Raw genomic sequence first — 24300 nt, forward strand, 5'->3', positions numbered from 1 at the left:
CGCTCTTCTTATTTTTCGTCAATAACGATTCTTACTTTTTTGTCTTCAGTTGGGACAGAGTAGACAATCGTTCTTATCGCAGAAATAGTGCGACCCTTACGACCGATTACACGACCCACATCACTTTGATCAAGATCCAAATGATATTCCAAAAATTCTGGTGTATCTTCAATCTTGATAGTTAAGGCATCTGGTTGTGAAATCAAGGGTTTCACAATCGCAATAATGAGATTTTCAATCGTATCCATCTGTCAACCTACTTTAAACTTATTTTGAGAATTTAGAATCGTGGAATTTCTTCAATACACCTTCTTTTGAAAGGATGTTACGTACTGTATCTGAAGGTTGAGCTCCATCAGCCAACCATGCAAGAATGCGGTCTTCTTTCAAAGTTACTTGGTTTTCAGCAACAAGTGGGTTGTAAGTTCCAACTGTTTCGATGAAACGTCCGTCACGTGGTGAGCGTGAATCTGCTACGTTGATACGGTAGAAAGGTTTTTTCTTAGAACCCATACGAGTCAAACGGATTTTAACTGCCATTTTTAAAGTCTCTTTTCTTATTTTTTATTTCGGTGAAATAGCTGAGCTATTTAGCACATGTTCTATTATAACAGATTTCTGATAGGTGTCAAGAAAAAAACTTGACAGACTATAAAATTTTTAAACCATTTAGAAATTTGTTATATTTTTAAAGAAAAATCGGAAAGAGAATGTCATAAATACTATTTTAGAAACATTTTATAAAGACCATCAAGTCAAGCCCTTCATATCGCCTGAACGAGATTTGGATACTTGGCTCCTAAATCCTAAGCCCGTTCCCAAACGAAATATGGACTTATGAGCAGATGATTTGCTTGCAGGTGATATCATTCTACTATGGAGAATCCAGTTTGGTACTTTTACCACCGAAACCTAGTTCCCAAAATACTTCGAGTACACTTATGGTATTGATACCTCTAATCAAGCGATTTTATGGTTGGCTTCCTCTTAAACTGTCTTGTCACTAACATTTGAAATCCCCTTCCTTTTAGGGTACAATGGTAGAAATGAATTTTTGAGAGGAATAGAATGAAAAAACTAGCAACCCTTCTTTTACTATCCACTGTAGCTCTAGCTGGATGTAGCAACATACAACGTAGTTTGCGTGGTGATGACTATGTAGATTCTAGCTTAGCTGCTGAAGAAAGTTCCAAAGCAGCTGCCCAATCTGCCAAGGAGTTAAACGATGCTTTAACAAACGAAAACGCCAATTTCCCACAACTATCTAAAGAAGTTGCTGAAGATGAAGCTGAAGTGATTCTCCACACAAGTCAAGGAGATATCCGTATCAAACTCTTCCCTAAACTCGCTCCTCTAGCGGTTGAAAACTTCCTCACTCATGCTAAAGAAGGATACTATAACGGTATTACCTTCCATCGTGTCATCGATGGCTTCATGGTTCAAACTGGGGATCCAAAAGGAGACGGTACAGGTGGTCAGTCTATCTGGCATGACAAGGATAAAACCAAAGACAAGGGAACTGGTTTCAAGAACGAGATTACTCCTTATCTCTATAACATCCGTGGTGCTCTTGCTATGGCTAATACTGGTCAACCAAACACCAACGGCAGCCAGTTCTTTATCAACCAAAACTCTACTGATACCTCTGCTAAGCTCCCTACAAGCAAGTATCCAAAGAAAATCATCGAAGCCTACAAAGAAGGGGGAAATCCTAGTCTAGATGGTAAACACCCAGTCTTTGGTCAAGTGATTGACGGTATGGATGTTGTAGATAAGATTGCTAAAGCCGAAAAAGATGAGAAAGATAAACCAACGACTGCTATTACTATCGACAACATCGAAGTGGTGAAAGACTACGATTTTAAATCATAAAAACCAAAGAAATACAGTATCCACATTCGGTACTGTATTTCTTTTATATTCATTTTTAAGTTAGCTTGTTAAAATCCCAGATTTGGTCCATCCAACCTTCATAAAAGTCAGGTTCGTGGCAGACCATAAGAACCGATCCCTTGTATTCTTTGAGAGCACGTTTGAGTTCATCCTTGGCATCCACATCCAAGTGGTTGGTCGGCTCGTCCAACACTAAAACATTGTTTTCACGATTCATCAAGAGACAAAAACGAACCTTGGCTTGTTCCCCACCTGACAAGACCTGAATTTGGCTTTCAATATGCTTGGTTGTCAAACCGCAACGAGCAAGGGCTGCACGGACTTCTGCTTGGTTAAGTGCAGGAAAGGCATTCCAGACAGCCTCTAGTGGTGTTTGACGATTACCTCCTTCTACTTCCTGTTCAAAATAACCGAGTTCTAGGTAGTCACCGCGTTCCACTTCCCCAGCGATTGGTGGGATAATTCCCAAGAGAGACTTCAAGAGAGTTGTTTTCCCGATACCATTTGCCCCGATAATAGCAACCTTTTGATTACGTTCAAAGGTAAGATTTAAAGGCTTGGTCAGAGGACGGTCATAACCGATTTGCAAGTCCTTGGCTTGGAAGATAAAGCGTCCTGGTGTACGAGCTGATTTGAAATCAAAGGATGGCTTTGGTTTCTCACTTTGGAGTTCGATAATATCCATCTTATCCAATTTCTTCTGACGGGACATAGCCATATTTCGTGTTGCAACACGCGCTTTGTTCCGAGCGACAAAGTCCTTAAGATCCGCAATCTCTTTCTGCTGACGTTCGTAGGCCGCCTCTAGCTGAGATTTCTTCATGGCATAGACTTCTTGGAACTGGTAGTAGTCACCAGAATAACGCGTCAGCTGTTGATTCTCCACATGGTAGACAATATTGATCACGTCGTTCAGGAATGGAATATCGTGCGAAATAAGGACAAAGGCATTCTCATAGTTTTGGAGATAGCGCTTAAGCCAGTCAATATGCTCAGCATCCAAGTAGTTGGTCGGCTCGTCTAGAAGCAAGATATCAGGCTTTTCAAGGAGAAGTTTAGCCAAAAGCACCTTGGTTCTTTGCCCACCTGACAAAGAAGTTACATCCGTATCCATGCCAAAGTCCATGACACCAAGGGCACGCGCTACTTCGTCAATCTTGGCATCCAAGATATAAAAATCACGACTCTCCAGACGGTCTTGGAGTTCTCCCACTTCTTCCATGAGAGCATCAACATCCGCTCCATCTTCAGCCATTTCCATATAAAGGTCATTGATACGAGCTTCTGCTTTAAACAGCTCATCAAAGGCTGTACGGAGAACATCACGCACCGACTGTCCTTCTTCCAAGACAGAATGTTGGTCTAAGTATCCAGCAGTCACATATTTGGACCACTCAACCTTCCCTTCATCTGGCAACATCTTACCAGTCACGATGCTCATAAAAGTTGATTTTCCTTCACCATTAGCACCGACCAGACCGATATGTTCTCCTTTGAGAAGACGGAAGGAAACATCTTCAAAAATTGCACGGTCACCAAAACCGTGACTCAAATTTTTAACTTCTAAAATACTCATTTTAATTCCTTATCTTGTTTTTATGTAATTGTTTATATAGGAACCAAGCCAGATAGCCACCCAAGGTATTGGTCCACAAATCATCAATTTCAAAGACGCGATTAAAATCAAAGAAAAAGTCCAAGACTAACTGCGTACACTCGATTCCAAGGCTCACTAGAAAACTAAAAAGTAGCACCTTTTTTGTTTTCCGCAAGTTTGGAAGGAGATAAAGGAGTTGGAACACCAAAGGAAAAAGCAAGAAGACATTGAGGATATTTTGTAAAAAAATCCAAGATAATTGTCCCACATCACTCACTTGGCCCAGTTTCCAGAGAGAATTGAAAGGAGTCAAAAGAAAAACCAGGCGTCCAAGATGCTGAATACCTGGAGTTTCCACTCCCACGGGAGAATGTCCTTGAGGAGTAAAGCAAAAATAGACAATGCAAATGCTATAGAAAATGACTCCCCATACTAAAATATGATTATAAGTTTTCTTCATCATTAAGGATTGACTGCTGCGACTGCTTTCTGGCGGTCACGTTTCATTGTGTTAGAGCGCAATTGTCCACAAGCTGCATCAATATCTGTACCATGTTCTTGACGAACCACACAGTTGACCCCCTTTTTCTTAAGCGTATCATAGAAAGCCATCACGCGCTCTTTAGGACTACGGCTATATTGGTCATGCTCACTAACTGGGTTGTAAGGAATCAAGTTTACATAAGACAATTTCTTGATATTCTTAAGCAATTCAGCCAATTCCAAGGCTTGTTCTACACCGTCATTGACTTCATTGAGCATGATATACTCAAAGGTCACACGGCGATTGGTTGTTTCGATGTAGTACTCAATAGCCGCAAAGAGTTTTTCAATCGGAAAGGCACGGTTAATCTTCATGATGCTTGAACGCAATTCATTGTTAGGTGCGTGAAGAGAAACTGCAAGATTGACCTGAACTCCTTCATTAGCAAAATCACGAATTTTATGGGCCAAACCTGAGGTTGAAACCGTGATGTGACGAGCACCGATAGCCATTCCCTTGTCATCATTAATGGTACGAACGAAATTCAAGACATTGTTGTAGTTATCAAAGGGCTCACCAATTCCCATGACAACGATATGGCTGACGCGTTCATCCTGACCACGCTCATCAAAGTATTTCTGAACCAGCATGATTTGCGCTACGATTTCACCGTTATTGAGGTCACGTTGTTTCTTAATCAAACCAGAGGCACAGAAGGTACAACCGATATTACAGCCAACCTGAGTGGTCACACAGACTGATAAACCATAGTGTTGACGCATAAGTACTGTCTCAATCAACATACCATCAGGTAACTCAAAGAGATATTTGACCGTACCATCAGCAGACTCTTGCACGATACGTTGTTTCAAGGGATTGACCACAAACTGGTCATTAAGCTTAGCAATCAAATCCTTGGAAAGGTTGGTCATTTCTTCAAATGACTGGACACGTTTACGGTAAAGCCATTCCCAGATTTGATCTGCACGGAATTTCTTTTCTCCCTGCTCCAATACCCATTCCTGCATGGTTTGACGTGTTAAACTATAAATTGACGGTTTCATTTCTTCTCCTTATTCTCTACTCACTTCTGACGAATGACAAAATGACGTTGTCCCTTATCCTCTTTCTGAGAATGCTGGTCTTTCTGACGACGTCTATTTTTCTTATCTGCATTCGGTTTTCGTTTGGTTTGAGCCGGTTTCTTTCCTTTTCTAGAAGGTGTTTCTTCTTCCTTCTTACGCATTTTCTTGTCAAATGATGCGCGCTTAGGTGCTTCATTTTCTAAGACAAAATAGGCACAACCATAACTACAATATTCTAAAAGGTAGTCTTGTAAACGACTTATTTTTTCAAGTTTTTCTTCTGTTCGATCATCCTTGTAAAAACCGCGTAGGCGAAGTTGTTCGTTACTCCAATCTCCCACGATATAATCAAACTTGGTTAAGACTTCTGAAAAACGCTGATTAAAAGCCGTCACATTGAAGGCATCCTTGCTATTTTCCACCAAGGAAAAAGCTATCCCTTCCGTTTCGACCTTGTCCCCGTGTAAATGAAACTCAGGACCAGGAAACTTGTTATAGTTGTATAATTCAGGTGCAATTTCTTTTCGCATAGATATCCTTTTTTCACGATTACTTAATACTTTATTCTACCATAATTTCTAGCACTTAGCACGTTTCTCATAAAAATGAAAAAAGTCTGACGATTTTGTCAGACAAAAATCATATAACCTAAAAAAGAGAAGAACCATTCTTCCCTCCATATACCATTATTTAGCAGCTGCGTACAATTCATCTACTTTGTTCCAGTTGATCACTGAGAAGAAAGCTTTGATGTAGTCAGGACGCACGTTGCGGTATTTCACGTAGTAAGCATGTTCCCAAACGTCCAAGCCCAAGATTGGTTTTTTACCTTCTGAGATTGGTGTGTCTTGATTTGCTGTTGAAGTCACTTCAAGTTTACCTTCTTTGTTGACAACCAACCATGCCCATCCTGAACCAAAACGAGTTGTTGCTGCTGCAGTGAAGGCTGCTTGGAAGTCTTCAAATGAACCAAATGTTGCATCGATTGCTGCTGCAAGTTCTGCTGAAGGAGCTGTTTTCTCAGGAGTCATCAATTCCCAGAAAAGAGCGTGGTTCAAGTGTCCACCACCGTTGTTGATAAGTGCTTGACGGATATCAGTTGGAATAGATTCTACATCAGCAAGCAAGGCTTCAAGATCTTCACCAATTTCAGGGTGTTTTTCTAGAGCTGCATTGGCATTGTTGACATAAGTTTGATGGTGTTTGTCATGGTGCAAGTGCATTGTTTCCGCATCGATGTATGGTTCCAAAGCGTCGTATGCATATGGAAGATCTGGTAAGATAATAGCCATCTGTAATACCTCTTTTTCTTTCTATATGAAAATGATAACGCAAACATTCACTTTTTTCAAGTTTTTTGCTTATAGATATGAAAATCACTGACATACTTTCTAATAAAAAAGCAAATCAGTAAGAAACCCACGACAAGATAATCTTGACGCGGGATAAAAATTTTTTGAAATAGGATTAATTTACCTGACTAGCAATCTGCAGGAGTGCCTTTTCAAAAAGGAAACCTTTTTCATAAAGACCTGTTTTAATCTGATAGTCTGTCTCAATCAAATAGGAAATAGCTTGCTTCAAAAAACTCAAGGAAAGCCCTCGTGAATCTCTCAACGCAAACTTGATTTGATAGGGATTAGGATTGCGTCCGATAAAACTTCCTAAACTACTTGCAATCTGCGCTTCTGTTTGCCCAGACTCCGACAAAATTTTCACCTGAGTAAAAGTCCGAAATTGTCCTAGCATGACTGCAATCAACTTGATTTCATCTTCACCCTGCAAGGTCAAGTCTCTAACCAAATCGCGCGCCTGGTCCATCTTTTTAGTCAGAATAAACTGAGTTAAATCAAAAATATTGTCCTGCAAGGTCTTGGGAATAGCATTGACAATATCCTCTTCTTCGATAACAGAATCCGACTTATAGGACTGTAAAAAGAGAAAATTTTTCTGGATTTCGCTAAATTGGAAACCCGACTTGATGAGGAGATTTTCAAAAGAATTATTGGCAAACTGCAAACCTTGTTTCTGACTCCACTTTTGGAAATACTGGCGCAATTCTTGTTCTTTAGCTTCTACTGCATCAAAAACTTTGGCATCACGCTTAAGTAATTTAACCAACCGTCTTTTGCTATCCAGCTTTCCTTCTGCAAAGATTAACAGCTTGGTTGTTGGTGAAGGATTGTCAAGATATTCTTCAAATGACTTGAGCTCATCATCTGTCAAAAAACGCTTTTTAGCAGTCGTGATATCGACAAAATAATCTAATATCACGATTTTCTCATCCGCAAAGAAAGGAAGACTGACCAACTCCAGTTCCACATCCTTGTAAGCTACTTCTTTCATATCAAAGTAGGCAAAGTTAAGGTCAGCAGAATCATAACCAATCTGTTTCAATACTTGACTCTTCATAACTTCAAACTGACCCTGATCTGTCCCTGTAAAAAGGCTCAGGCTCGGTAAATTTGATATAGTCAACTTCTGACTTTCTTCAATGGCTAGCATCTTCTCTCCTTTCTTTTAACTTTTTAGTTCATTTAATCAATATAGCGCAATTTCCCACGGAAATCTTCTAGGCTTTCGTACCCCTTTTCCGCCATGATTGCTTTCAGTTCATTGGTAATGCGTTCAAAAGCACCGACACCTTCTTTGTGAAGAGTGGTTCCCACCTGCACCATACTCGCTCCACAGAGGATATGTTCAAAGGCATCACGACCAGTCAAAACGCCACCTGTTCCAATGATTTGAATTTGAGGATTTAAGCGTTGATAAAAGGCATGAACATTAGCTAGAGCAGTCGGTTTGATATACTCGCCACCTATGCCACCGAAACCATTTTTAGGACGAATAACGACAGACTCATCTTCTATATAAAGTCCGTTTCCGATAGAGTTAACACAGTTGACAAACTTGAGCGGATACTTGTTGAAAATAGCTGCCGCTTGGTCAAAGTGAACAATGTCAAAATATGGTGGCAATTTTATTCCCAGAGGTTTAATGAAGTAGGCAAACACCTCTTCCAAAATCCGATCTGTTGTCTCAAAATCATAGGCAATCTGAGGTTTACCTGGAACATTTGGACAGGAAAGGTTTAGCTCAGTCAGACCACGAAAATCACTCTCTTGGACTTTTTTCAAGATAGTATGGGTTTCTTCTGGAGACATGCCGACTAGAGATAAGAAGAAAGTTCGGTTTGACTCTTTTTCTTGCAAATCCAAAAGATAATCCAAATAATAGTCTAAGCCATTATTTGGCAAGCCCATAGAGTTGATAGAACCAAGCGGGACATCTTGGTAGCGTGGCTCAGGATTTCCCTGACGAAAGTCCAAGGTCGCAGTCTTCGTAACAAAAGTACCTGCTGCTGAGTTTTTAACACCTTCTAACTCTGCTATAGTCATACAAGCCACACCTGCTGCATTCATCAAGCAATTGTCAAACTCAAAACCAGCAATTTGTGTTTTCGTTGATACCATGATTCTGATCCTCCGGATTCCTTTTATTACTAATATTATACCATATTTTCAGCTTTTCTCTTTGAGAAAGATATTTACAAGAAAAAGGTTCGTTTTTTTATCTATTATTAAAAATTCCAATTTCAAACAATCACAAAAATCAAATTGAAAGAATTTTTAGAAAATTTTTGTTTTTCTCTTTACAGCTAAAAAAAATTCTGCTATAATGACACACATAATTAAATTAGAATTTAAGGAGAACGATATGACATCTGCTAAAGAATATATCCAAAGCGTGTTTGAAACTGTAAAAGCTCGTAACGGGCACGAGGCTGAATTCCTCCAAGCTGTTGAAGAATTTTTCAACACTTTGGAACCTGTATTTGAAAAACACCCTGAGTATATTGAAGAAAATATCTTAGCACGTATTACTGAGCCAGAACGCGTGATTTCTTTCCGTGTTCCTTGGATTGACCGTGATGGAAAAGTTCAAGTCAACCGCGGTTACCGTGTTCAATTTAACTCAGCTGTTGGACCATACAAAGGCGGACTTCGTTTCCACCCAACTGTAAACCAAGGGATTTTGAAATTCCTCGGATTTGAACAAATCTTTAAAAACGTCTTGACTGGCCTTCCTATCGGTGGAGGTAAAGGTGGATCAGACTTCGATCCTAAAGGTAAAACAGATGCTGAAGTGATGCGCTTCTGCCAAAGCTTCATGACTGAGTTGCAAAAACACATCGGACCATCACTAGACGTACCTGCTGGTGATATCGGTGTTGGTGGACGTGAGATTGGTTACCTTTACGGTCAATACAAACGCCTTAACCAATTTGATGCTGGTGTCTTGACTGGTAAACCTCTTGGGTTTGGTGGTAGCTTGATTCGTCCAGAAGCAACTGGTTACGGTTTGGTTTACTATACTGAAGAAATGCTTAAAGCAAATGGCAATAGCTTTGCTGGTAAGAAAGTGGTTATTTCAGGTTCTGGTAACGTTGCTCAATACGCTCTTCAAAAAGCAACTGAACTTGGTGCTACTGTAATCTCTGTATCTGACTCAAACGGTTATGTCATCGATGAAAATGGTATCGACTTTGATCTTTTGGTTGATGTTAAAGAAAAACGTCGCGCTCGTTTGACTGAGTATGCTGCTGAGAAAGCAACTGCTACTTATCATGAAGGTTCTGTATGGACTTACGCTGGTAACTATGACATCGCTCTTCCATGTGCGACTCAAAACGAAATCAACGGTGAAGCAGCTAAACGTTTGGTTGCTCAAGGCGTTATGTGTGTATCTGAAGGTGCCAACATGCCAAGCGACCTTGATGCCATCAAAGTCTACAAAGAAAATGGTATCTTCTACGGACCTGCAAAAGCTGCCAACGCTGGTGGTGTAGCTGTTTCAGCTCTTGAAATGAGCCAAAATAGCCTTCGCCTCTCATGGACTCGTGAAGAAGTTGATGGTCGTCTCAAAGACATCATGACAAACATCTTTAACACTGCTAAAACAACTTCAGAAACATATGGTCTTGATAAAGACTACCTTGCAGGAGCTAACATTGCTGCCTTTGAAAATGTAGCAAACGCTATGATTGCCCAAGGTATTGTTTAAGAGTTATTTGCTCAATCCTCAATCACTACGATTGGGGATTTTTATGTTGAATTCAAAAAACTCACCATTAACAGTGAGTTTTAACATCTAAATTTATTTTACTTTCATTAGGGCAGATGACAAACATTCAACAATCTCATCAACTGCTTCATCTATGTTTATAGTTCCTTCATCATTCAACATCATGGGAATAAGATAAGAAAAACTCAATGCTAAAATGTATCGAACAATTCTTTCATTTGACCAATTTAGAATAAGTCCTTTTTCTTTAAATTGATTTAAAACCGGACTAATTGGTTCTATTATAGATTGAACAATAATATTTCCTAACTGGATAGAAAGATTTTTATCAATAAAAGAACGCCCCAAGAGAATTTTAACCTGCATTTGATTCTCCTGAATGAAAAAGAGCCTATCTCGAACAATACTTTTTAAAAAGAAGGGAAAAGTTTCTTGATCTACTGTGAATTTTTTTTCTGAGAAATCCGCAATTACTTCTGGAATAACCTGTTCTAGAAAAGTAGATAAAATGGCTTCTAAAATACCTTCCTTTGTTTTAAAGTAACTAAAAACAGTTCCTTCTGACACTCCAGCGCGTTCGGCAATAAGGCTGGACGTTGTATTCTCAAATCCAATTTCTGAGAATAATTTTAAGCTTGATAATAACACTCGACGTTGTTTCAAGCTCAAGTTGCTAACTTCTAACGTCTGAGCATACTTTTGTTCTAAACTTTCCATCGCTAGCACCTCTCTTCTACTCTCTTACTTTTACGACTTTTTTGCCTCGACTGTGTCCCATTTTCAGACTACGATAAGCTTCTCTAACTGACTTTAGAGAAAAGTCATACACTTGATCAATTTTCAGCTGAACCTTCCCGTCTGAGACCATTTCAGCTAAAGTGCTAAAATCATCATATGTGGAATGTCTCGGACCAGTAAACTGAGCACCTTTTATCATAACATAGGGCGAAGGTACTAATGTCCCAATAGCTGTCCCCTTCAAACCTAAACTAAAAGCCAATCTAACATAATCAGATCCATAACAATCCAAAAATTTTGTAATAGGCGTTGGACTAGCTGATAGAAGAGCCTTCTTGATATTCTCTTCGTAACTTACTGGTATGGCACCTAAAGACTTCAGATACTCTGCATTTTTCTTACTTGCGATTCCGATTACTTTCGCCCCCTTAGCAACTGCATACTGTACTGCAATACTTCCAATACCTCCTGCTGCAGCTGAAATAACAACAGTATCTCTTGAATTTAAACCGATTCTTCTAAAAGCCCCACCCACAGTTAGAGCAGCTACTCCCATAGTAGCTGCGTGAGTCATGTCGATCATCTCTGGTTTCAATACAATTTCTGATTCATTGACACAAATTTCTGTTGCTAAAGCTCCCCTCTTAGTTCCCAAACCAGGATCGCTAATCATTGTTCCAAACACCTTATCTCCTACTGAGAACCTAGTTACTTCATTTCCAACTTCTGTAATAACTCCAGAAAAATCTCTCCCCACACCTCTTGGAAATAGAGATGATTTGGATTCAAACCAACGACTTGGTTTCCTTAATTTCGTTATAAAAGATAGAAATCGAAGGGGTTTCGCTCCCTCAAAAGTTTTATAATCAATAGGATTTAAACCAACAGCATGAACTTCTACTCTCACCTGATTTACATCCAAGGCTGTAAAGTCGATCTTCAGCAAATCCAAGACCTCTTCGTTACCGAAACGACTATACTCTATTGCTTCAACAACCATTTTCTTTACTCCTTAATTCCACAAAAATTGAGTGACCACTCATTTTTATAAATTATACTCTTAATTTGTAAGAAAATCAATATTATCGTTTGATTACGATTTATGACATGATACAAATATCCATCATTTCGATTTACCAATATGATTCTTTCAATCTAACTCTCCTCACTTTTAAAGATTCCTTTCCCTTTTGTGCCCCATGACAGATAAAAATAAAAACCGCTACTCCTAAGAATAGCGGTTTAATCATGTTTTTAAGCTACTAATGTAGTCGCTCTATTATTTAAGAGTAACTGAAGCTCCAGCTTCTTCCAATTTAGCTTTGATTTCTTCAGCTTCTGCAGTTGCAACGCCTTCTTTAACAAGTGCTGGTGCACCGTCAACAAGTTCTTTAGCTTCTTTAAGACCAAGACCTGTGATTTCACGTACAACTTTGATAACGCCAACTTTTTTGTCGCCTGCAGATGTCAATTCAACGTCGAATGAATCTTTAGCAGCACCAGCGTCAGCAGCACCAGCTGCAGCAACAGCTACAGGAGCAGCTGCAGTTACACCAAATTCTTCTTCGATAGCTTTTACAAGGTCGTTCAATTCAAGGATTGAAGCTTCTTTAATTTCAGCAATAATGTTTTCAATGTTCAATGCCATTGTTATTTCCTCCAAATATGTTTTAAATTTATAATAGATTTTCGTAGCTAGGCTACGCTGCGTAGCTTAAGATTAAGCTGCGTCTTCTTTGTTGTCTGCAACCGCTTTGACTGCAAGAGCAACGTTGCGCACTGGCGCTTGAAGTACAGAAAGGAGCATAGAAAGAAGTCCTTCGCGGTTTGGAAGAGTTGCAAGAGCAAGAATCTCTTCTTTAGATGCGACAGCGCCTTCGATTGCACCACCTTTGATTTCAAGTGCTTCAGCGTTTTTAGAAAAGTCGTTCAAGATTTTCGCTGGTGCGATAACATCTTCGTTAGAAAATGCTACTGCAGATGGTCCAACAAATACAGATGCAAGATCTTCAAGACCAGCTTTTTCAGCTGCACGACGCAAGATTGAGTTTTTAATCACTTTATACTCAACTTCGCTTCCACGAAGCTCACGACGAAGAACTGTATCTTGCTCAACTGTCAAACCACGAGCGTCTACAACGACGATAGATGCAGCAGCTTTCATTTTTTCAGCTACTACGTCAACTAGTTCCGCTTTTTTAGCAATAATTGCTTCACTCATTAGTGTGTTCACCTCCGTTATTATTTTGCTTGGGGAAATTTTTCAAAAGAAAAACGCGCCCAAACCTAGACACGAAAGTACAATACGCTTCTTTTTACATGATACGTTTTGTCCTCGGTAGGATATTTATGAGTCGAGCTCCCCTACTGTCTTAGGCAGTTTTTTCAAACCGTATATAAGTATAGCATAGTTAAAAAAAGAATGCAAGATTTTTGCAAACTTTTTTAAAATTTTTTGTGATTTTTCTTTTAAAGTTCTACTGTTAGGACTTGGCCTTGCTTAACAACCTGTTCTCCAGCGATATAAACATCATCAACGTCACTGGATTTGACTGCATAAATGAGGTGGGACAGCATATTTTCCTGAGGTTGGAGATGAATTTTCCCTTGTGGTTGGATGACCAGAAAATCTGCTTGCTTGCAAACTTCCAGACTTCCTATCTGATTTTCCATTCCTAGGACCTTAGCACCTTCGATTGTCAGAGCCTTGAGAGCTGTTTCGATAGGGAATTGGCTGGCATCCCCACTCTTCATTTTCTGTAAGAGAGCTGCTGTTCGTCCTTCCTCAAACATATCAAGGTTGTTGTTGGAAGCAACTGAATCTGTCGCAATTCCTACTGCCATTCCCGCTTTTTGGAGTTGGATGATTGGAGCGATTCCTGAGGCCAGTTTGAGGTTACTGATAGGATTGTGAGCGATAGCCACTTGAGAAGTTGCCAAACGTTCAATTTCTCTCTCGTTTAATTCGACCCCGTGAGCAAAGACAGATGGATGATCTAAGTAACCCAGTTCTTCGAGAAAATCAAGAGGACGTTTACCGTATCGTTTCAGGATAATTCCTGACTCCTCCTTGGTCTCCGCCACGTGGATATGGATAGGAATATTCAACTCTTTTGCCAGATCTAAGCTTTCTGCCAGCAAGTCTCTACTACAGCTGTAGGGAGAATGTGGGGCCACCATCACCTTGAAATTTGGATTTTTATATCCAATAATTTCTTCAATGATTGCTCGAGTTCTACTTATAGTCTCAGCAGTTGTCTCTGCCTCTGAAGAAAAAAGAGTCGGTGAGAAATAACAACGCATCTTGGAATCTTTCACTGCCTGATAAATCCGCTCAATATCCACACCATTGGGATTATACATATCATTAAAGGTTGTTGTTCCTGACTGGAGCATCTCTGTCAGAGCTTCTTTGACCGCCTTAGTAGTCATGTCGGGAGTAAATCCTGCTTCTGCAGGCCAGATATAGTCATTGAGCCATTCATGGAGATTGCTATCATCTCGAATTCCTCTCAATCCGGTCATAGCAGAATGGGTGTGGCAATTAACCAAACCAGGCATAATCCAGGCTCCCTGATAGTCTATAATCTGCTCAGCTTGCTCTATAATCTCTGACTGCTCTTGACCAACATAGACGATTTGAGAATCCTTAACGGCTAAGATTCCATCTAGATAAACATGGAAATCTTTGTCACAAGTCACGATATTTACATGCTGAAAGACTTTCATTCTAGGCTCCTTTTCTAAAAGACAATTTATACTTCTCTTCAAACCACGTCAGCTTCACCTTGGAGTAGATATATGATTACTGACTTCGTCAGTTCTATCTACAATCTCAAAGCAGTATTTTGAGCTGACTTCGTCAGTCTTATCTACAGCCTCAAAGCAGTGCTTTGAGCAACCTACGGCTAGCTTCCTAGTTTGCTCTTTGATTTTCATGGAGTATTACAGTGAACAATTTTTCTAGCTATTGTAACAAAAAAGTCACCCAAAGGCAACTTTTTTTGTCCATGAGATTTTAAAATATAAAGCATTATTCAGAGCTAAAAGCTGCAGCTTGCTGCATTTGGTAATACTTGCCCTTTCGAGCCATGAGTTCTTGATGATTACCATACTCAACGATATCACCATTCACCAAGACAAGGATTAAATCTGCATCCTGAATGGTTGACAAGCGGTGGGCGATGATAAAGCTTGTGCGCCCCTTCATGAGCTTAGCAAAGGCATCCTGAACCAATACTTCTGTCCGTGTATCGATAGAAGAAGTCGCCTCGTCTAATATAAGAATCTTTGGAATAGCCAGAAAGACACGCGCAATGGTCAAAAGTTGAGCTTGACCGACAGAGAGAGATTCTCCAGCATTTTCAAGCTTGGTATCATAGCCTTGGGGCAACTGTTGGATGAAAAAGTCGGCATTGGCTGCTTTGGCTGCAGCAATCACCTGCTCCCGACTGGCTTCAGGATTGCCAAAGGCAATATTGTCATGAATGGTCCCTTGATTGAGCCAAGTTTCTTGGAGCACCATGCCAAACTGCTGTCGAAGAGAGGCACGACTATAATCATAAATGGATTTCCCGTCCAGCAAGATATCTCCTGAATTAATGGGATAAAAACGCATAAGAAGATTGATAAGCGTTGATTTTCCGGCACCTGTCGGGCCAACAATAGCCACCTTGCTACCAGCTGGGATGTCAATAGATAAATCCTTAATCAAAATCTTTTCAGGATTGTAACCAAAAGAGACCTGTTTAAAGGAAATTGCTCCCTTAACCTGGTCACTGGTCAAGACTTCCTTACCTGTTTCAACCACTTCAGGACTTTCTAAGACAGCATAAACACGCTCTGCACATGCCAAGGCACTTTGCAATTCGGCTAAAACTGAAGAAATATCGTTAAAGGGTTTGGTGTACTGTTGGACATAGTTCAAAAAGGTCACTAAACGCCCGATGGTCAAGGTAGACCCCATCATGATACGATAAGCTCCTAATCCAGCTAGAAGAGCATAAATGAGCGCATTAACAAAGCGAGTCGAAGGATTGACCGTTGAAGAATAAAAGATGGCTGACTGAGAGTAGCTTGAGTAGTTGTCATTAGCCTCACGCAGCCTTTGGATAAACTCTGTTTGAGCATTAAAAGACTGGATAATCGTCTGTTGGCTAAGCGATTCTTCAATCAACTGGGTCTGAATTCCCCTCGTCTCTGTTTGCTTCTGAAATAGATGATAGGAGCGTTTAGCAATAAAGCGTGAGATTACCATAGATAGTGGCGTCAACAGCAAGACTAAGAGGGTCATGAGGAGATGAATTTGGAGCATGGCTAGAATACTAACCAAAATCATCAAGACGCCAATGAAAAATTGGTTAAAAATCATGGTCAAGCCAACTGCTAACTGTTCTATATCCGTGGTTACACGACTGACCATTTCTCCACTGCCTTGCCGATCTACAAAAGAAATCGGTAAACGATGGAGCTTATGGATGATTCGCTCTCGCAAGTTTCTAGTATAAGAGAAGATTAGGCGATTATAGAGGAGAGGATTGACCCATTGAACGAGAGTATTTCCTATGACCACCAAAATCATCTGAATGAAAATGTGCCAAAAAACTGATGATGAACCAGTCACTAGGACTTGGTCGATGACCTGCCCAATCAAGATAGGTAGGTAGATTGATAAACCAACCTGAGCAATAGTTCCTAGAAAGGCTAAGAAAAGGAGGAAAGGATGGCTTGCTAAATCTTTGGCCAAACGTATGAACGTCTGGTTTGCAGTTTGTCGTCTCATGCTAGTCCTCCTTTCCATGTTGGGATGCGTTGATTTCACGATAGACTTGACTGGACTTCATCAAGTCCTCATGCTTGCCGATAGCTAGAAGCTCACCTTTTTCCAAGAGGAGAATCTGGTCAGCCATCTGTAAAGTCGAGGTTCGTTGAGAAATCAAGATTAAGCTTGTATTTGGTAAGTTTTCTCGGATAGCTTTCAAGAGCTTGGACTCAGTAATGGTGTCGAGGGCCGAGGTCGCATCATCTAGGATGAGAAATGGAGCTTGGCGCAAGACTGCTCGAGCGATCGACAACCTTTGTTTTTGTCCACCTGAGAAATTTCGTCCTCCTGCCTCAACTAGGGTATCTAAGAGCCCTTCCTTTTCACTAACAAAATCCTTGGCTTGTGCAATTTCCAAGGCCTGCCATAGTTCTCGGTCAGTTACTTCTTGATCTAAACCTAGAGTCAAGTTGGAACGAATAGTTCCCTTAAAGAGTTCAACCTTTTGGGGCACATAGGCAATCCAAGACCGCCACTCCTCCAAATTACGAGGACTAGATCCATCTCGATAAAGGTCAATGCTTCCCTTATCTGCTGGATAAAGTCCAAGGATGAGTTGTACCAAGCTTGATTTACCAGAACCCGTTCCCCCAATAATACCAAGGATTTTCCCTTGAGTCAGGTCAAAGGAAATATCTCTCAGAGAAGGCTGGGCCGCATCAGGATAGGTAAAGGTCAGTCCTTGAACTTGTAAAACCTGATTACTAGTAGTTTGCTTTTGTTCTAATTCTAAATGGATATTTTCTGGAGCTTCAGCAAAGACTTCCTCGATTCGCTTAGCAGAGATATAGGACTGGTTTAGGGAATTTATCAGCATAGCTAGCTTGACCAATTCCACCAAAATCTGTAGGAGATAGTTGATGAGGGCAATAAGAGCACCTTGACTGAGTAAGCCTCCTTGTATAGAAATATAGCCTTGCCAGATGATAACGAGAAGAGTTCCATTGACAATCAGATAGGTCAAAGGTGTTAATAAACTAGACCAGAAACCAGTTTTCTCTTGTAATCTAGCATAGACTTGGTTAAGGATTTGAAAAATCTGTAACTCTCGTTTTTCTTGCCCAAAAGCACGAATAACTCGCATCCCTTGTAATTGCTGGCGCGTTTCTTGAACCAATTGGTCCGTTTTCATTCTGAAACTGCTGTAGAGAGGATTGACCAGTCGAGAGAGGCCTACAATGATAATGGTCAAAATGACAACCATGACTAAAAACCAGAGAGTCAACTCAGTTGAGATTCGATAGGCCATAAAGATAGCTCCAAAAACGATAATTGGTGCTCGCAAAAAGAGACGCAGGAATTGATTGATACCAGTCTGAATCTGGTAGGTGTCCGAAGTCAAGCGAGTCACCAAGCTCGAAGTTGTCAAACGGTCTCTGCTGTCCTTAGGCAATGAAAGAATATGACGATAGAGGTCGTCTGTCAGTTCTTTGGCAAATCCTACCGCTGCCTTGGCTGAGTAAAACTGAGCTATCAAGGCCACTACAACGCCAATCACTGCAAAGATAAGGAGCAGGCCAATCTGCATCCAGAGATGACCTTGATCCCTCTGGGGCAATGATTGGTCAACAATCCCAGCAATCACCATAGGAACTAAGAGCTCAAACACAGCTTCAAGTAGCTTGAACAAGGGTGCTAAAATTGATTCCTTGATGTAAGGTTTGAAGTAAGATAATAGGTGTTTCATAAATCCCTTCTATTCGTATTCTAGAAATGAAGAAAGTGGGAAGTACCCACCCTCTCTGATTTATTTGTTTAAGTAAGGTAGTAGATAGCCATATCCTTCCTCTTCCATCTCATCCTTGGCCACAAAGCGCAAGGAAGCAGAATTGATACAGTAACGGAGGCCACCTAACTCCCGAGGCCCATCTGTGAAAACATGACCCAAGTGAGCATTTCCCGACCGAGAACGAACCTCAATTCTCTCCATTCCATGGCTGAGATCCTTGTAATAATGAATCAATTCCTTGGAAATCGGACGGCTAAAACTTGGCCAACCACATCCTGAGGCAAACTTATCCTTGGCAAAAAAGAGGGGCTCACCTGTCGTAATATCTACATAAATCCCTTCTTCAAAGGTTTGGTCATAGGCATTGGTAAATGGAGCCTCTGTAGCAGCTTCTTGGGTAACACGATAGGATTCTTCAGATAAACTGCCCTTTAATACCTCTTGACTAGGCTTTTCATAATTTGCTGCGTCAATCAATGGCTTATCAGCATCGGTCACATCGATATGACAGTAACCTGAAGGATTCTTCTTAAGATAGTCTTGGTGGTAATCTTCAGCCAGAATGTAGTGGCGAAGTTTCTCCACCTCTACTGCAATCTTTCGACCCAGCATGCGCTCCTGCTCCTGCACCACTGTGTAGATAGCAGGTAGGTCTGATTCATCCTGATAATAGATCCCAGTTCGATATTGGCGACCACGGTCATTCCCTTGTTGATTGATAGATAAAGGGTCGATGACACGGAAATAATAAAGCAAAATCTCTCTGAGTGACACTGCCTTCTCATCATAAATCACTTGAACCGTTTCTGCATGGTCTGTTTCCTTGAGCAACTGGTAATTGGTCGTTTCGACTTGACCATTAGCGTAGCCAACACTGGTTGCTAGTACTCCAGAAATGCGTGAAAAATATTCCTCTAGGCCCCAAAAACAACCACCTGCTAGATAAATTTCTGCCATCTTTATTTCTCCTTTATCAAGTTTTTAACTCGAATTCTTTTCAAAAAAAGGATAGGAAGCCCTCTGGTCAAGAGTTTCCCCATCCTATCTTCTATTCTTTATTTTGCTTCGACACGGACACCTTGGGTATCAACTTTCAAGTCATGCAGTTTTCCTTTGAAGGGTTGCTTTTCCAATTCTGCCTTAATCGCTGGCATCTTGTCGTGAGAAGCCAAAACCATAACTGTCGGCCCAGCACCAGAAAGGTAGGTTGCATAGGCACCATTTTCTTTGGCTACTTGCTTAATCGTCGCAAATTCTCTCACCAAGTCCTGACGATAGCGCTCGTGGAAGAGGTCGCCCTCGATTGCTTGCCCAGCGGTCACCATGTCTCCTGCCAACAAGGCTGCAACCGCCACATTGGCGATAGAACTAGCCGCAACAGCTTCCTTGTAAGACAATTTCTTAGGCAAGACACCACGGCTGTCTCTAGTACGCAATTCATAGTTTGGAATGTAGGCTAGGAAATCACACTCTGGGAAGTCTGCTACAATAGCTGAAACTTGTCCATCAACAGAGCTTGCAATAACGAGATTACCATAAATGGCTGGAGCCACATTGTCAGGATGGCCTTCAATCTTAGTCGCTAACTGCAATTTTTCATGGTCTGACAAGTTGAGTTGCCCCAATTGATTGGCTAGTTCAATCCCAGCAACGATAACCGAGCTAGAAGAACCCAAACCACGCGCCAAGGGAACATCACTGGTCATTTTCAAACGTTTTGGTTGCAGGTCTGGTACAATTTGCAAAGCGATTTTGAGCAAGAGATTGCGCTCGTCATGTGGAATCCATTTGCCAATCTGGTGTTCAATCAGCCACTCATCTCGTTCTTCACAGACCTCTATTTGAAGATACTTGGTTACAGCTACACCGACCGAGTCAAAACCTGGCCCGATATTGGCACTGGTTGCAGGTACAATAATCTTCATCTTATTCTCCTAGCACTTTGAAGGTATTCAAGAGGTCAAATTCTGAAACCTTCTTCAATTCAGCTGAGACATTTTCAAGCTGGGCTTTATTAATCTTGTGTGTGATGATCACAACACGCGCCTTGTCACCCTCTTTGCCATCTTGAAGAATTTGCTTGAAGGAAATATCTTGGGCATTGAAGATTTCAGCAAGTTTCAAGACCTGACCTTTTGAGTCTGGAGCCAAGATTGAGAAGTAGTAATTAGCTTTGACATCCTCTGGATTAGCCAAGACCAAGTCACGACTGTATTCATTGAAGTCTTTGCCAATGGTTCCATCATTCAAGCGACGAACAATACGGACAATATCCGCCACAACACTTGTTGCAGTTGGTTTTTGACCAGCACCTGGTCCGTAGTACATAGACTCACCGATACCGATAGACTCTACAAAGACGGCGTTCATTACCCCATTCACACTAGCAAGTGGGTGCGCTTTAGGAAGGAAGGTTGGTGTTACTTCTGCAGCAATACCTGAAGGAGTTTCCTCGATAGAACCAACCAATTTCACTACATAACCAAGGTCTTGGGCTACAGCCACATCTTCTGGTGTGATATTGCGGATCCCCTTGTGGGCTACATCGTCAAATGCAACCTTCATGCCAAAGGCAAATTGGCTCAAAATCACCATCTTGTAGGCTGCATCAATCCCATCTACGTCATTTGTAGGGTCACTTTCTGCAAAACCTAGTCTTTGTGCTTCCGCAAGAGCATCATCGTAAGACCAGCCTTCTTCCACCATCTTGGTCATCATGAAGTTGGAAGTTCCGTTGACTACACCAAGTACACGAGTGATTTTGTCAGAAGCTAAGGAATTTGCCAAGGTACGAAGAATTGGAATCCCACCAGCTACTGCTGCTTCATAGTAAAGTGCTACCTTATTAGCTTTAGCGATTTCTAACAATTCTGCACCATGGACAGCCAAAAGGTCCTTGTTAGCAGTCACAACGTGTTTGCCAGCCTCCAAGGCACGAGTGATAAAGGTTTTAGCTGGTTCGATACGCCCCATCAATTCCACTACGATCGTAATGTCTTGATCTGACAAAATGTCATCCACATTGGTTACAAAGTTAAAGTCATTCCCTGCTGCAAGCAAGCGGTTCTTTTCATCTTCGTCCTTGACCAATACCTTAGCAACTTCAATATCTGAATGTGCCGATTGATTGATTTTTTCTCCATTTTCCTTTAGGAGGAAAGGCACACCACTTGCAACGGTACCAAATCCTAGTAAAGCAATTTTAACTGTCATGTTTGTCTCCTCGAAATTTTCTATTATAGCCATTATAACAGAATTTTGTGAAAATTCCTATCATAGTAATTCACTATTTCAGTATAGAAAAGAAAAAACGAATCAAACGATTCGTTCTTCTTATAATCTAGAAATAGCTTTCCAGAAATGATTATCCGATTTTTTGCAGATTAAGCACTGCATCGTGATTCATCAAGACTTGGCCATACTCTTGCAAGACTGAGCGACTGATGTCACTATCGTCCGCAAACTCGCGCATACGAGCCAACAGCCAAGCTGGATATGGACTTGGATGATTTTCAATATCTACTAAAATGGTCAAATAATAGCGCTCGTTCATCTTGTAGAGTTCAGAAGTTTCCATCTCAAAAGTCACTGTTTTGGCAAAAGACACCAAGTCAGCCAACTTAGCAAAAGAAAGGATGTAGTAGATGTAAGGCTCTTTCTTGCTTTCAGCTTCTTGTTCAACCTGCTCCTGCTCTTCTTCCTTGGCTTCTACTTGCTCTAGAGATTGAATGGCTTCAATATCATCCTTGGTTTTGTCTGCGATGCTTTTTTCCAAGGTTTTGATAAATTCATCAGGCGACATTTGAGCCAATTCTTCCATATCTGGTAAATCCGATAAGTCTTCAAAATCTAGATTTTGGTCAATCTTTGATTTGGTTACAAAGACATCTACCTTATCAGGTTTTGGAGTCACACGAAAGCTCAACATACCTGTATCTAGAAAGCTATCAGGCATCTCTAACTCATCCAAGATAGCATAAAAGAACTCTTCTGTTTTTTCTTGAGGAACGAGAAAGTCAGCAATCTCCATTCCTCGATCCATCAAATCCTCTAAAGACATCGTGATTTTTAAAGTTGTATCACTGATTTGTTTCATTTTCATTGCTAGTAACCTCATACTTTCAGTTCTATCTATTATACTAGATTTTTACGATTTTATCAAAAGAAGGCTCCTCTGTCGGGATAGATTTTCCCTAGGGTAACTTCTCAAAGTAACTTCCACTTGCCTGACCGAAGTGGAAATTAGTCTAAAACGGATTTTTATGGTGGAATTCAGTGTGAGACGTTTGAGTTAGAAATAAGGCTCACTATGACAAAATATAAACATCTTACCCTTTCAGACCGTAACGATATCCAATTAAGCTTAGAGCGCGGGGAAACCTTCAAAGCTACCTGACAATCCATTCTAAAAGACAAAACTACTGTTTCCAAAGAAGTCAAACGAAACAGACAGTCCGAGAGTCTACATGCGATAACCTTCCTTGTCCTCTACTCGACAAAGCTCCCTTTATCTGTAACGGTTTCCCTAAAAGAAGACAGAATTGTGGCTATAAGAAGATTTTATACCTAGCTAAACAAGCTCAAAAACAGTACGAACAAACTATTGATGAAAACTACATTTCTTATTACACCATTGCTTCCAGCATCGTTATGTTGATTGCCAGTGTCTTGAGTGGAACTATCAACATCAGTATTCCACGTCTCGGCTACTATCTCGGTAAGAAAGACTACGAATCTTATAAAAATCTTCTGAATCAAGGTGCTTCCCTCTTTTATTTCCTTATCATTCCAACCAGTATTGGGATTATGGTATTAGGAAACTACGCAGCAGTCATCTACTCTCCTGAAAAATACCTCGAAGCAGGTATTGTGACTAGTGTCTTCGCTTTTCGTACTATCATTTGGGCCATTGAATTAATCCTTGGTAAACAAATTATCTTCATCAACGACCACGAAAATCGTTTAACAGCCTTTTACTTCCTTGGTGATGGAGCTAATATCCTATTCAACAGTCTCTTGTATTTCAATAATATTTTTGCACCAGAGTACTACATTGCTACTACTATTATTGCAGAAACTGTAGTTGTTCTACTGGAAATTTACTTTATCAAGAAACATAAGTTGCTTGATTTAAAAGAAATCTTTATTACCTTAACACGCTATACTATTGTATCGCTCGGATTTATTCCAATCTACTTAGCGTTTAAATTCCTTTTCCAAATCAACTCTTATACAGTCAACTTCAATATGGTACTCATGGTTCTCGCGACTGTTGCGACTTGCGGTATTTATTATCTCTTGACGCTATTTCTTACCAAAGATAAAACACTCCACTATGAACTCAATCTTGCACTTGCTAATATTAAAAGAAATTAAAATAATCCCCTGCTAATAGACTATTCTACTAGCAGGGGATTTTCTCATTATTCCTTTGATTTCTTGTTGGAAATACTTTGATCTACAATTGAGTCCTCTTTTTGTTTTTCTGAATTAGAAGAGTTCATTTCTTTTTGTTTTTCTTGTTTATCTTCCTTATTCATATTTTCTGATTTATCAGTCAAAGTAGACGTTTCCTGTTTGTTTCTAGATTGATTTGGATTCTTATCAACAGTAACTACTTGTTTCCATACACCTTCTTCATTAACTTTATAACCATCAGGTGTTGTTGCATTCTTCAATAAAGAACCATCAGCTTGGAAATAGTACCAATTACCATCAACCTGTTTCCAACCTATTTGCATAGCTCCTGATTCTTCAAAGTAATATTGATTACCATTGACTTTATGAAGGCCAACCAACATAATGCCATCTTCAGGATTTAGATAATACCAGACGCCTTTGTCTTTTATCCAACCAGTTTTCATGGCT

General features: G+C 40.4%; 24 protein-coding genes, 2 pseudogenes and 1 other annotated feature. Of the genes and pseudogenes, 5 read left to right on the plus strand and 21 right to left on the minus strand.

What is annotated here, in order from left to right; genetic code table 11:
* Positions 1 to 8: 8 nt before the first annotated feature.
* Together kphA and rpsP are read right to left on the minus strand one after the other, a co-directional pair.
* On the minus strand, positions 9 to 248 hold the full coding sequence (kphA, locus tag N8O80_RS01745; protein WP_000379617.1) for an RNA-binding protein KphA: 240 nt from the start codon (positions 246 to 248) through the stop codon (positions 9 to 11).
* Positions 249 to 267: 19 nt separating this feature from the next.
* Positions 268 to 540: a 30S ribosomal protein S16 gene (gene rpsP, locus N8O80_RS01750; RefSeq protein WP_049520696.1), complete on the minus strand. Its 273-nt coding sequence runs from the start codon at positions 538 to 540 to the stop codon at positions 268 to 270.
* A gap of 175 nt (positions 541 to 715) precedes the next feature.
* Between rpsP and N8O80_RS01755 the strand changes: the two are divergent.
* A pseudogene (locus N8O80_RS01755) lies at positions 716 to 916 on the plus strand (hypothetical protein).
* A gap of 152 nt (positions 917 to 1068) precedes the next feature.
* Positions 1069 to 1872 (plus strand): peptidylprolyl isomerase, encoded by an 804-nt coding sequence (locus N8O80_RS01760; protein WP_261026595.1) that lies wholly within the window; start codon positions 1069 to 1071, stop codon positions 1870 to 1872.
* A 55-nt stretch (positions 1873 to 1927) separates the two neighbouring features.
* On the opposite strand, the gene N8O80_RS01765 is transcribed toward N8O80_RS01760, so the two are convergent.
* The 7 genes from N8O80_RS01765 to N8O80_RS01795 form a co-directional block, all read right to left on the minus strand.
* Positions 1928 to 3469 carry an ABC-F family ATP-binding cassette domain-containing protein gene (locus N8O80_RS01765; protein ID WP_261026596.1) on the minus strand — a complete coding sequence of 514 codons (1542 nt, stop codon included), beginning with the start codon at positions 3467 to 3469 and terminating at the stop codon, positions 1928 to 1930.
* A 1-nt stretch (position 3470) separates the two neighbouring features.
* Positions 3471 to 3953, minus strand: a complete 483-nt coding sequence (locus N8O80_RS01770; RefSeq protein ID WP_084862391.1) for a VanZ family protein — start codon at positions 3951 to 3953, stop codon at positions 3471 to 3473.
* A complete protein-coding gene (gene rlmN / locus N8O80_RS01775; protein WP_000804762.1) occupies positions 3953 to 5038 on the minus strand; it encodes a dual-specificity RNA methyltransferase RlmN in 1086 nt (361 codons plus the stop codon). The genes N8O80_RS01770 and rlmN overlap by 1 nt, the downstream gene beginning before the upstream one ends.
* A gap of 20 nt (positions 5039 to 5058) precedes the next feature.
* Positions 5059 to 5589, minus strand: a complete 531-nt coding sequence (locus N8O80_RS01780; protein WP_203175329.1) for a YutD family protein — start codon at positions 5587 to 5589, stop codon at positions 5059 to 5061.
* Positions 5590 to 5745: 156 nt separating this feature from the next.
* The gene (gene sodA, locus N8O80_RS01785) at positions 5746 to 6351 is read right to left on the minus strand and encodes a superoxide dismutase SodA (protein ID WP_141230774.1); all 606 of its coding nucleotides are present in this window, start codon (positions 6349 to 6351) and stop codon (positions 5746 to 5748) included.
* A gap of 175 nt (positions 6352 to 6526) precedes the next feature.
* Positions 6527 to 7564, minus strand: coding sequence for a DNA polymerase III subunit delta (gene holA, locus N8O80_RS01790; protein WP_261026603.1), 1038 nt, complete (start codon positions 7562 to 7564; stop codon positions 6527 to 6529).
* A 32-nt stretch (positions 7565 to 7596) separates the two neighbouring features.
* Complete coding sequence (locus N8O80_RS01795; RefSeq protein WP_261026605.1) at positions 7597 to 8532, minus strand: dihydroorotate oxidase; 936 nt, start codon at positions 8530 to 8532, stop codon at positions 7597 to 7599.
* 244 nt (positions 8533 to 8776) lie between these two features.
* Here N8O80_RS01795 and gdhA point away from each other — a divergent pair, with 244 nt between their 5' ends.
* On the plus strand, positions 8777 to 10123 hold the full coding sequence (gene gdhA, locus N8O80_RS01800; protein WP_261026607.1) for an NADP-specific glutamate dehydrogenase: 1347 nt from the start codon (positions 8777 to 8779) through the stop codon (positions 10121 to 10123).
* A gap of 93 nt (positions 10124 to 10216) precedes the next feature.
* Here the strand turns inward: gdhA and N8O80_RS01805 are convergent, their stop codons facing one another.
* From N8O80_RS01805 to mecA, 11 genes are all read right to left on the minus strand, one after another.
* The gene (locus N8O80_RS01805; RefSeq protein ID WP_261026610.1) at positions 10217 to 10861 is read right to left on the minus strand and encodes a TetR/AcrR family transcriptional regulator; all 645 of its coding nucleotides are present in this window, start codon (positions 10859 to 10861) and stop codon (positions 10217 to 10219) included.
* A gap of 16 nt (positions 10862 to 10877) precedes the next feature.
* On the minus strand, positions 10878 to 11882 hold the full coding sequence (locus tag N8O80_RS01810; RefSeq protein WP_261026611.1) for an NADP-dependent oxidoreductase: 1005 nt from the start codon (positions 11880 to 11882) through the stop codon (positions 10878 to 10880).
* A gap of 279 nt (positions 11883 to 12161) precedes the next feature.
* Positions 12162 to 12530 (minus strand): 50S ribosomal protein L7/L12, encoded by a 369-nt coding sequence (rplL, locus tag N8O80_RS01815; RefSeq protein ID WP_001196965.1) that lies wholly within the window; start codon positions 12528 to 12530, stop codon positions 12162 to 12164.
* 72 nt (positions 12531 to 12602) lie between these two features.
* Positions 12603 to 13103 carry a 50S ribosomal protein L10 gene (rplJ, locus tag N8O80_RS01820; protein ID WP_001287277.1) on the minus strand — a complete coding sequence of 167 codons (501 nt, stop codon included), beginning with the start codon at positions 13101 to 13103 and terminating at the stop codon, positions 12603 to 12605.
* Positions 13104 to 13141: 38 nt separating this feature from the next.
* Positions 13142 to 13277: a sequence feature (ribosomal protein L10 leader region), on the minus strand.
* A 74-nt stretch (positions 13278 to 13351) separates the two neighbouring features.
* Entirely contained in the window at positions 13352 to 14611 is a 1260-nt protein-coding gene (locus N8O80_RS01825; RefSeq protein WP_060628558.1) for a TRZ/ATZ family protein, read from the minus strand.
* Positions 14612 to 14915: 304 nt separating this feature from the next.
* Entirely contained in the window at positions 14916 to 16664 is a 1749-nt protein-coding gene (locus N8O80_RS01830; RefSeq protein WP_120718677.1) for an ABC transporter ATP-binding protein, read from the minus strand.
* A 1-nt stretch (position 16665) separates the two neighbouring features.
* Positions 16666 to 18390, minus strand: a complete 1725-nt coding sequence (locus N8O80_RS01835; protein WP_020901494.1) for an ABC transporter ATP-binding protein — start codon at positions 18388 to 18390, stop codon at positions 16666 to 16668.
* A 60-nt stretch (positions 18391 to 18450) separates the two neighbouring features.
* Positions 18451 to 19389 (minus strand): peptide-methionine (R)-S-oxide reductase MsrB, encoded by a 939-nt coding sequence (msrB, locus tag N8O80_RS01840; protein WP_120718676.1) that lies wholly within the window; start codon positions 19387 to 19389, stop codon positions 18451 to 18453.
* Positions 19390 to 19487: 98 nt separating this feature from the next.
* Entirely contained in the window at positions 19488 to 20357 is an 870-nt protein-coding gene (thrB, locus tag N8O80_RS01845; protein WP_020901495.1) for a homoserine kinase, read from the minus strand.
* Between the two features lies 1 nt (position 20358).
* Complete coding sequence (locus N8O80_RS01850; RefSeq protein WP_203213356.1) at positions 20359 to 21645, minus strand: homoserine dehydrogenase; 1287 nt, start codon at positions 21643 to 21645, stop codon at positions 20359 to 20361.
* Between the two features lie 151 nt (positions 21646 to 21796).
* Positions 21797 to 22534 (minus strand): adaptor protein MecA, encoded by a 738-nt coding sequence (gene mecA, locus N8O80_RS01855; protein ID WP_120770335.1) that lies wholly within the window; start codon positions 22532 to 22534, stop codon positions 21797 to 21799.
* Between the two features lie 207 nt (positions 22535 to 22741).
* Between mecA and N8O80_RS01860 the strand changes: the two are divergent.
* Together N8O80_RS01860 and N8O80_RS01865 are read left to right on the plus strand one after the other, a co-directional pair.
* Positions 22742 to 23046, plus strand: a pseudogene (locus tag N8O80_RS01860) (helix-turn-helix domain-containing protein); the annotation flags it as partial.
* A gap of 36 nt (positions 23047 to 23082) precedes the next feature.
* Positions 23083 to 23808: a polysaccharide biosynthesis protein gene (locus tag N8O80_RS01865; protein ID WP_120770856.1), complete on the plus strand. Its 726-nt coding sequence runs from the start codon at positions 23083 to 23085 to the stop codon at positions 23806 to 23808.
* A gap of 47 nt (positions 23809 to 23855) precedes the next feature.
* Here the strand turns inward: N8O80_RS01865 and N8O80_RS01870 are convergent.
* On the minus strand, positions 23856 to 24300 hold a 445-nt coding region (locus N8O80_RS01870), incomplete at its 5' end, for an N-acetylmuramoyl-L-alanine amidase family protein (protein WP_369010945.1).

Source organism: Streptococcus mitis (assembly GCF_946190155.1).
Taxonomy (GTDB): Bacteria; Bacillota; Bacilli; order Lactobacillales; family Streptococcaceae; genus Streptococcus; species Streptococcus mitis_CL.

What these genes read in the sequence shown, in the direction of transcription:
- kphA (WP_000379617.1), bottom strand. Translation starts at nt 248, where the DNA reads ATGGATACGATTGAAAATCTCATTATTGCGATTGTGAAACCCTTGATT.
- rpsP (WP_049520696.1), bottom strand. Translation starts at nt 540, where the DNA reads ATGGCAGTTAAAATCCGTTTGACTCGTATGGGTTCTAAGAAAAAACCT.
- N8O80_RS01760 (WP_261026595.1), top strand. Translation starts at nt 1,069, where the DNA reads ATGAAAAAACTAGCAACCCTTCTTTTACTATCCACTGTAGCTCTAGCT.
- N8O80_RS01765 (WP_261026596.1), bottom strand. Translation starts at nt 3,469, where the DNA reads ATGAGTATTTTAGAAGTTAAAAATTTGAGTCACGGTTTTGGTGACCGT.
- N8O80_RS01770 (WP_084862391.1), bottom strand. Translation starts at nt 3,953, where the DNA reads ATGATGAAGAAAACTTATAATCATATTTTAGTATGGGGAGTCATTTTC.
- rlmN (WP_000804762.1), bottom strand. Translation starts at nt 5,038, where the DNA reads ATGAAACCGTCAATTTATAGTTTAACACGTCAAACCATGCAGGAATGG.
- N8O80_RS01780 (WP_203175329.1), bottom strand. Translation starts at nt 5,589, where the DNA reads ATGCGAAAAGAAATTGCACCTGAATTATACAACTATAACAAGTTTCCT.
- sodA (WP_141230774.1), bottom strand. Translation starts at nt 6,351, where the DNA reads ATGGCTATTATCTTACCAGATCTTCCATATGCATACGACGCTTTGGAA.
- holA (WP_261026603.1), bottom strand. Translation starts at nt 7,564, where the DNA reads ATGCTAGCCATTGAAGAAAGTCAGAAGTTGACTATATCAAATTTACCG.
- N8O80_RS01795 (WP_261026605.1), bottom strand. Translation starts at nt 8,532, where the DNA reads ATGGTATCAACGAAAACACAAATTGCTGGTTTTGAGTTTGACAATTGC.
- gdhA (WP_261026607.1), top strand. Translation starts at nt 8,777, where the DNA reads ATGACATCTGCTAAAGAATATATCCAAAGCGTGTTTGAAACTGTAAAA.
- N8O80_RS01805 (WP_261026610.1), bottom strand. Translation starts at nt 10,861, where the DNA reads ATGGAAAGTTTAGAACAAAAGTATGCTCAGACGTTAGAAGTTAGCAAC.
- N8O80_RS01810 (WP_261026611.1), bottom strand. Translation starts at nt 11,882, where the DNA reads ATGGTTGTTGAAGCAATAGAGTATAGTCGTTTCGGTAACGAAGAGGTC.
- rplL (WP_001196965.1), bottom strand. Translation starts at nt 12,530, where the DNA reads ATGGCATTGAACATTGAAAACATTATTGCTGAAATTAAAGAAGCTTCA.
- rplJ (WP_001287277.1), bottom strand. Translation starts at nt 13,103, where the DNA reads ATGAGTGAAGCAATTATTGCTAAAAAAGCGGAACTAGTTGACGTAGTA.
- N8O80_RS01825 (WP_060628558.1), bottom strand. Translation starts at nt 14,611, where the DNA reads ATGAAAGTCTTTCAGCATGTAAATATCGTGACTTGTGACAAAGATTTC.
- N8O80_RS01830 (WP_120718677.1), bottom strand. Translation starts at nt 16,664, where the DNA reads ATGAGACGACAAACTGCAAACCAGACGTTCATACGTTTGGCCAAAGAT.
- N8O80_RS01835 (WP_020901494.1), bottom strand. Translation starts at nt 18,390, where the DNA reads ATGAAACACCTATTATCTTACTTCAAACCTTACATCAAGGAATCAATT.
- msrB (WP_120718676.1), bottom strand. Translation starts at nt 19,389, where the DNA reads ATGGCAGAAATTTATCTAGCAGGTGGTTGTTTTTGGGGCCTAGAGGAA.
- thrB (WP_020901495.1), bottom strand. Translation starts at nt 20,357, where the DNA reads ATGAAGATTATTGTACCTGCAACCAGTGCCAATATCGGGCCAGGTTTT.
- N8O80_RS01850 (WP_203213356.1), bottom strand. Translation starts at nt 21,645, where the DNA reads ATGACAGTTAAAATTGCTTTACTAGGATTTGGTACCGTTGCAAGTGGT.
- mecA (WP_120770335.1), bottom strand. Translation starts at nt 22,534, where the DNA reads ATGAAAATGAAACAAATCAGTGATACAACTTTAAAAATCACGATGTCT.
- N8O80_RS01865 (WP_120770856.1), top strand. Translation starts at nt 23,083, where the DNA reads ATGTTGATTGCCAGTGTCTTGAGTGGAACTATCAACATCAGTATTCCA.